The sequence below is a fragment of the Bacillus sp. JJ1127 genome, from assembly GCF_036965845.1.
Taxonomy (GTDB): domain Bacteria; phylum Bacillota; class Bacilli; order Bacillales; family Bacillaceae_G; genus Bacillus_A.
Window position 1 is genome coordinate 1 of the sequence record NZ_JBALQK010000363.1, and the last position, 5,902, is coordinate 5,902.

Here is a 5,902-nt window from a genome sequence, read left to right on the forward strand (position 1 = left end):
TAGATTGACAAACTGTCATTTAAAAAAGAGATGGAGCATCTATTTGATTATAAAATTTTTGTAGATACAGACTTTGATATTGCTAGAAAACGTGGTTCGAAACGAGAAGCAGAGGCTTTTGGAAGCTACGAAAAAGCAGAGAAAATGTTTTTGGGACGATATCACGCTGCTTGTCAAATGTACATAAATGAGCATAATCCGAAAGAATGTGCGGATATAGTTATTGTTAATAATGATATAGAGGAGCCTATAGTTGTCTTTAAAAATATGAAAAATAAATAACTCAAACTTCGCAGAGTGAAATCGACAAATAAGCCTTGATGTAGTTGGGAAGTCCTGCGATCCACCGCTGAAGCTGACTTTTCATTAGTTTTTGAAATCTCTTCTGTTTGGTAGTGTATTTTCGGCAAATCCACTATACCAAAAAAATGAGGTGTTTTTGTATTTATAAAGCTTTTTGTCATCATGATGGGTTATGGGTATTGCCGGGAAGAGCAATTACGCTAGCTTTGGGTTTTGGTTAGATCAAAAATCATCGTTCAAGTAGGGTGGAGTTGAAAACCACGAATGCAAATCAAAATCAGCGAATTCTCTATGCGGTTTTCGAGAATGAAATTCAATTACCGATCCTGGATATTACTCATCCCCTTTTCAAGGCAAGTATTGATGAACAGGCGTATCATTTGAGCTGTCTCAAGTCAGCCCGGAGCATTGAATCCTTAAAGAAGATGCCTAGCTTTATCCGGAACATCTTTGTGAAAATGTCGAATGTTGACAATTCCTATCTTAGCGGCATGCGTACTTTGCTGTACAAACTTGGCCCCGACTTAAGCCGGGAGATAAAATTAGGTTTCCGGGACAAGTGGGCGGTGAAGCAAACCTCTTTCATGGGACTTCGGATCAGGCTAAGGGATCTTTGTCGGCGCCAGTCGAAAATTTTGCTGCCCCAGCTCAAGCAATTCCCTGAACGGAACCTTTGTTTCTTCAATATCGCTGGGGGGGCCGCTACCGACAGTATCAACACCCTGATTCTAATTCAGGAATCGGACCCGGAATTACTCAAGGGACGGAAGATTGAGATCAACATTTTAGATATCGATACCCACGGCCCAAATTTCGCAAACCGGTGCATCGATGTTTTGAAGCAGCCGGGGGAACGCTTCCATGGTCTGGGCATTACCCTCAATATGATTCATTATGACTGGAGCCAACCGGAGGCATTACTAAAGATGAGTTTGGAACGTTCCGGCTGGATTCAGTTCTGTTCATCGGAGGGCGGTCTTTTTGAGTACGGTTCGGATTCAGATATCATTAAAAATTTAAACCATTTCTTTACCAACTCCCCGGCGGACGCCCGGGTCACGGGTTCATTAATTTTCGACCGGGCGCATGTAAATCCGGGATACCTGGGATTTACAGAGTTTATTGGCGTGCAAATCCGATATCTTGGGCTGGAGGGATTGCAGCGAATTTTAACCCAAACCTCGTGGGTTTTGGAAGAATCCCATGAAATTGATACGATCTATATTCTGTTTTCATTGAAGAAAGCGTGACTTAAGTCAAAGATATCTGAATCAATTTCATAATGCACATTGTTAGAAATGTAGACCAGTAGAATTCAAGTAATTTCAATTTTAAAAATTCACGCTACTTGCTCTTGCAACTGACGGTTTAGATGATCACATGCTAATTTCGTGCAATTGTAAACCAAGTTAAAATGAGCTTTGGCTTTCTGTCCCATTCGATGTCTGATGTTGTTTAATTGGAAGGATTCTTTTAGATACGCATGGACTCTTTTAACTGCAGATCGTTCTTTCGCAATCTCTTTCCAGAGCTTTGAGCCGCGTGCCGGGGCGGTATATTTCCTAAGATCTATAAAGCTTTTTATCAAGGAAAATAATGAAATCTAGATAAAATTAACATGACTCAGCCATTGAACCTAATTATTTAGGTGCGAAGTTTGAGTAAATAACAATTAATATCTATTCACAAGAATTACGTGAATGAAAAAGATTCCTTCAGAAGACTTGAAGGAATCTTTTCTATATCTATGGAACACCGATGTGAAATATATTTACTTTTCACAAACTTTGATAGCCGCATGTAACCGAGAGATTCCGTCCTCTATTTGATTGATATCCACTTTTCCATACGATAAACGAATATACCCATCTTTTGCTCCAAAAATGCTGCCAGGCATAAAGGCTATTTGTTGTTTTAAACTTTGCATAATCAGTTGTTTTTCATTAATCGGCTGCTTTAATTTCCCCCATATATAAATACCGCCAGCAGGATTTGAAAAAGAGATTTTATCTTGAAGGTAACAATTTAGGGCGTCGACAATGACATCTCTTTTTTGTGCTAACTGCCTTCGTAATTGTGTGATATGCGTATCAAATGGAACAGTTTCAAAAAATTGCTGCATAAGCCACTGAGGAAATATACTCATTCCCAATTCCATTTGATGCCGTGCATCTGATAATCGTTCTACTACTGATTGCGGCGCAACAAGCCAACCAATCCGAAGACCGGGTGCAATCATTTTTGATAAGGAATGAACATAAATAACGGTTCCATTCTCATCAATGGACTTTAAAGTAGGACAAGGCTGTTTCTTTTCTAATGTTAGTAAGCTAGACGGATCATCCTCAACAATTGGAATTCGTAAGTCTGCACAGAGTGATAAAAGCTTCTTTCTACGGTTCGGATGAAGCATCGTACCCGTTGGATTTTGGAAATTTGGATTTAAAAAAATCATTTTAATTCGGTGTTTTCGATATAACTCATGAACATCTTCTGGATCAATCCCATGCTCATCAACAGGTAATGGGAAAATACGAATACCCGCAGATTGGAATAAGGGCAACGAATAACAATGTGACGGACTTTCAAAAGCAACTGCATCACCTGGATTTAATAAACATTGAACAATAAGATGAAGAGCTTGCTGAGCACCGGAAGTAATCATAATAGATTGCTCTGTTGCATCAATTTTTAGATGATCCCTCATATATTTTGCTACGGCGTGTCTTAACGGAAGGTAGCCTTGTGGATGATCGTAGCTAAGCGATTGCGTTAAAGGCTGTTCTCGTAAAATAGTTTGTAACTGCTCATGAGGAAATAGATTACAACCAAGCTCTCCATTTGCGAAATCAATTATATTTTCATTTTGCTGCACTTGCTCTCTAATATGGCGAAGTAACGGTAAATTAGGTAAAAAAGTACCGCCTTCTACGAACCCTCTCCAATTTGGTGTTAATGTTGGAGAAACGCCCCACATATGTGTGCTTACACGTGTGCCTCTTCCAGTTGAGCTTTCCACAATTCCCATAGCACGTAGTTCATTATAAGCAGTTGTAACCGTACTGCGGTTTACATTGAGTTGTTGAGCTAACTTTCGTTCTGAAGGGAGAAAGCTACCAGGTGGAAGCTCTCCGTACATAATACGTCTTTCAATAAAATCAACAACTTGTTGATAAATCGGAATCTTGCTGTCAGTATCTAACTTCCACTCCATTTATAACGTCTCCTTATTTCTTATCTATTCTCATTATAGCAAATTGGCTGGGTGAAAAAACAGCCAATTGGACGGTGTGATATCCAGCCAATTTTACTATTCTAAATAGTGGAAGGGGAGATTAGAGTGAAACGATGGCAAATGGAATGGCTCCTAGTGTCAGTTGCGTTAGTATGGGGAGCGAATTATACAATAGGAAAATATGGAGTGGCGTATATGTCATCCATTCAATTCAATAGTTTACGATTTTTAGTAGCATCTCCGGTATTATTATTGATTACATTTTTTATGGAACGATCGTTACGTATTGAAAGAAAAGACTGGTTAAGACTATTAGTTGTTGGAATCGTTGGAACAACGTTGTATCAAACGTTATTTATGTTATCTGTAAAATATACTTCAGCAACAAATGCTTCGTTATTAATTGCGATGTCACCTATTTTTACAGGTATTTTAGCAGTATTACACAAACAAGAGCGCTTTTCCATGAAAATTCAAATCGGTTCTTTATTATCTTTTAGTGGTGCAGCGCTTGTTTTATTAACAGGACATACGAATCAATCTGAATATGAATATGCATGGCTTGGAAATCTAATTGGATTAGTGGCTTCCATTGCGTGGGGCTGGTATCCAATTCTTGCACAGCCGCTTATTACAAAATACTCAGCAATGCGTGTAACTTCTTGGTCTACATTAATTGGCATTGTGCCGCTTGTAATCTATTGTTTATTTAATGTTAGTGCATTATCATGGCCAACCGATACATTAAGCTGGGGGTCATTAGGTTATTCAATCATCTTTGCAACAGTTTTTGGGCTTGCAATGTGGTACGTTGGTATTAGTAAAATTGGTTCAACAAAAGTAATGGTATATATGTATCTTGTTCCATTGTTTGCGGTAATTTTTGCGGCAGTAACAATTGGAGAAAGAATGAATATGATGCAATTAATTGGTGGGCTTATTATATTTATCGGTTTATATGTTGTGAAAAAAGGGGCGGCAAAAAAGCCAGCTTTCAATTTGAAAAAAGTGAGTTAATGATAAAAATGACCTCTTTCTATGGAAAGGGGTCATTTTTGCTTTTGTAATAGAATAGCTTGTGTAATGGCCCACTGTTGATGAGGATGAATGAGCAGTCTTTGTGCTTGTGAGGGGGAGAGCCATTGTAAAATATGGTCTTCTTCAATTTTATTAATGTGTTCATTGACCTTGTTACAAATATAGAAATAACCATCGTTTACATAATATATACCTTCTTTTTCAGCATAAAAATATCGTTCAGCATTGCCGATATATTGTTGGATTTCTATTTTCCATCCTAATTCCTCTAACAGTTCGCGATGTAAGCATAATTCCCGCGTTTCGGTATTTTCCATACCGCCTCCTGACAAGAAATATTTTGTACCTTTTTGGATAACAGCTACTTTTAAGCAGGATTCATCAAAGATGATCGCATAGCAACTAGGGCGTAAAACATATTGTTTATTCGATTTTTTATAGCCAAAAGATGGTTTTGTATTCATTATTGCGGCTCCTTTTTAACTTAATGTATCAAATATAGTAGTGAATTTAAAAGGGGGAATATTAAGAGGAATGCCTAGAAATTGAAAAGTATAGAAGAAGTGCAATAAAAGAAGTGCAATAAAAGTTATTGGGATCTTGCATAAATAATGAAATATTTTCGTGGTTTTTGGAACGTTAAATGCTATACAAAAACGTTAATTTAATCAAAAAAGCAGTTAGCAAAAGCTAACTGCTCCATCAATTCTAAATTTAGTTTTTCGATGTGTCTTTAACTTGATAATGTTTTGAAGAATTTACAGTAGCTGAGATTTTTTGTTGCTCATTACCAGCAACATATCCTTCTAAGTAAATCTCAGGTGTTGCATATTCCTCTGGAAAATCAATGTCAGTAATAACAACGTTCATATCCTTTTCTTTTTTAAAGTGATCAATAGTTGCTTGTTTAGCTGTTGCTTTTGTTTTGGGCCATGCTTCTTTACTAAATGCATCTAACGTACCATGATTCGTAATAGCATACATCCAGCCACTTATTGTTAGTAACATACCAGTTCCTAATATCAATAGAGGTTTCACTAGTTTCTTATTCATGTTTATTCACCTTTCGATTCCATTCTATGGCGTATGTGTCTTGTTCTTGTGAACAATTTGAATATAAACTACCGCAAAAGTTTTTACTATTTCATTAGGTGACAATAGTATTACAGTTTTGTAAGTTCTTTCAGAAAATCAGTTCCATACAAATTTGAATAAAATCTTTATTTACTATAAAGGGAGAATGAGAGATGAAATGTTTTATTGGAAGTTGTTTTATATAAATACAAATTGAAAAATCGATATAAAACCTTTCTTTTTAGGTGGGAG

The 5,902-nt window shown here is 37.0% G+C and carries 5 protein-coding genes and 2 pseudogenes; 3 read left to right on the forward strand and 4 right to left on the reverse strand.

The genetic code is table 11. The annotated features are described in order from the left end of the window. Positions 1-21: 21 nt before the first annotated feature. Positions 22-282 (forward strand): annotated as a pseudogene (locus tag V7183_RS24410) (hypothetical protein); the annotation flags it as partial. A gap of 272 nt (positions 283-554) precedes the next feature. Further along, positions 555-1,553, forward strand: a complete 999-nt coding sequence (locus V7183_RS24415; protein ID WP_335361135.1) for a hypothetical protein — start codon at positions 555-557, stop codon at positions 1,551-1,553. 89 nt (positions 1,554-1,642) lie between these two features. Here V7183_RS24415 and V7183_RS24420 read toward each other — a convergent pair. Together V7183_RS24420 and V7183_RS24425 are read right to left on the reverse strand one after the other, a co-directional pair. Further along, positions 1,643-1,888 (reverse strand): annotated as a pseudogene (locus V7183_RS24420) (IS5/IS1182 family transposase); the annotation flags it as partial. A gap of 186 nt (positions 1,889-2,074) precedes the next feature. Next, positions 2,075-3,517 carry a PLP-dependent aminotransferase family protein gene (locus V7183_RS24425; RefSeq protein ID WP_097898811.1) on the reverse strand — a complete coding sequence of 481 codons (1,443 nt, stop codon included), beginning with the start codon at positions 3,515-3,517 and terminating at the stop codon, positions 2,075-2,077. Between the two features lie 126 nt (positions 3,518-3,643). On the opposite strand from V7183_RS24425, the gene V7183_RS24430 reads away from it, so the two are divergent. Next, positions 3,644-4,555, forward strand: coding sequence for a DMT family transporter (locus V7183_RS24430; RefSeq protein ID WP_097898812.1), 912 nt, complete (start codon positions 3,644-3,646; stop codon positions 4,553-4,555). A 32-nt stretch (positions 4,556-4,587) separates the two neighbouring features. Here V7183_RS24430 and V7183_RS24435 read toward each other — a convergent pair whose 3' ends face one another. Both V7183_RS24435 and V7183_RS24440 read right to left on the reverse strand, forming a co-directional pair. Then, entirely contained in the window at positions 4,588-5,040 is a 453-nt protein-coding gene (locus tag V7183_RS24435) for an NUDIX hydrolase (RefSeq protein ID WP_335361136.1), read from the reverse strand. Positions 5,041-5,290: 250 nt separating this feature from the next. Further along, positions 5,291-5,629 carry a phosphoglycolate phosphatase gene (locus V7183_RS24440; protein WP_335361137.1) on the reverse strand — a complete coding sequence of 113 codons (339 nt, stop codon included), beginning with the start codon at positions 5,627-5,629 and terminating at the stop codon, positions 5,291-5,293. Positions 5,630-5,902: the final 273 nt, after the last annotated feature.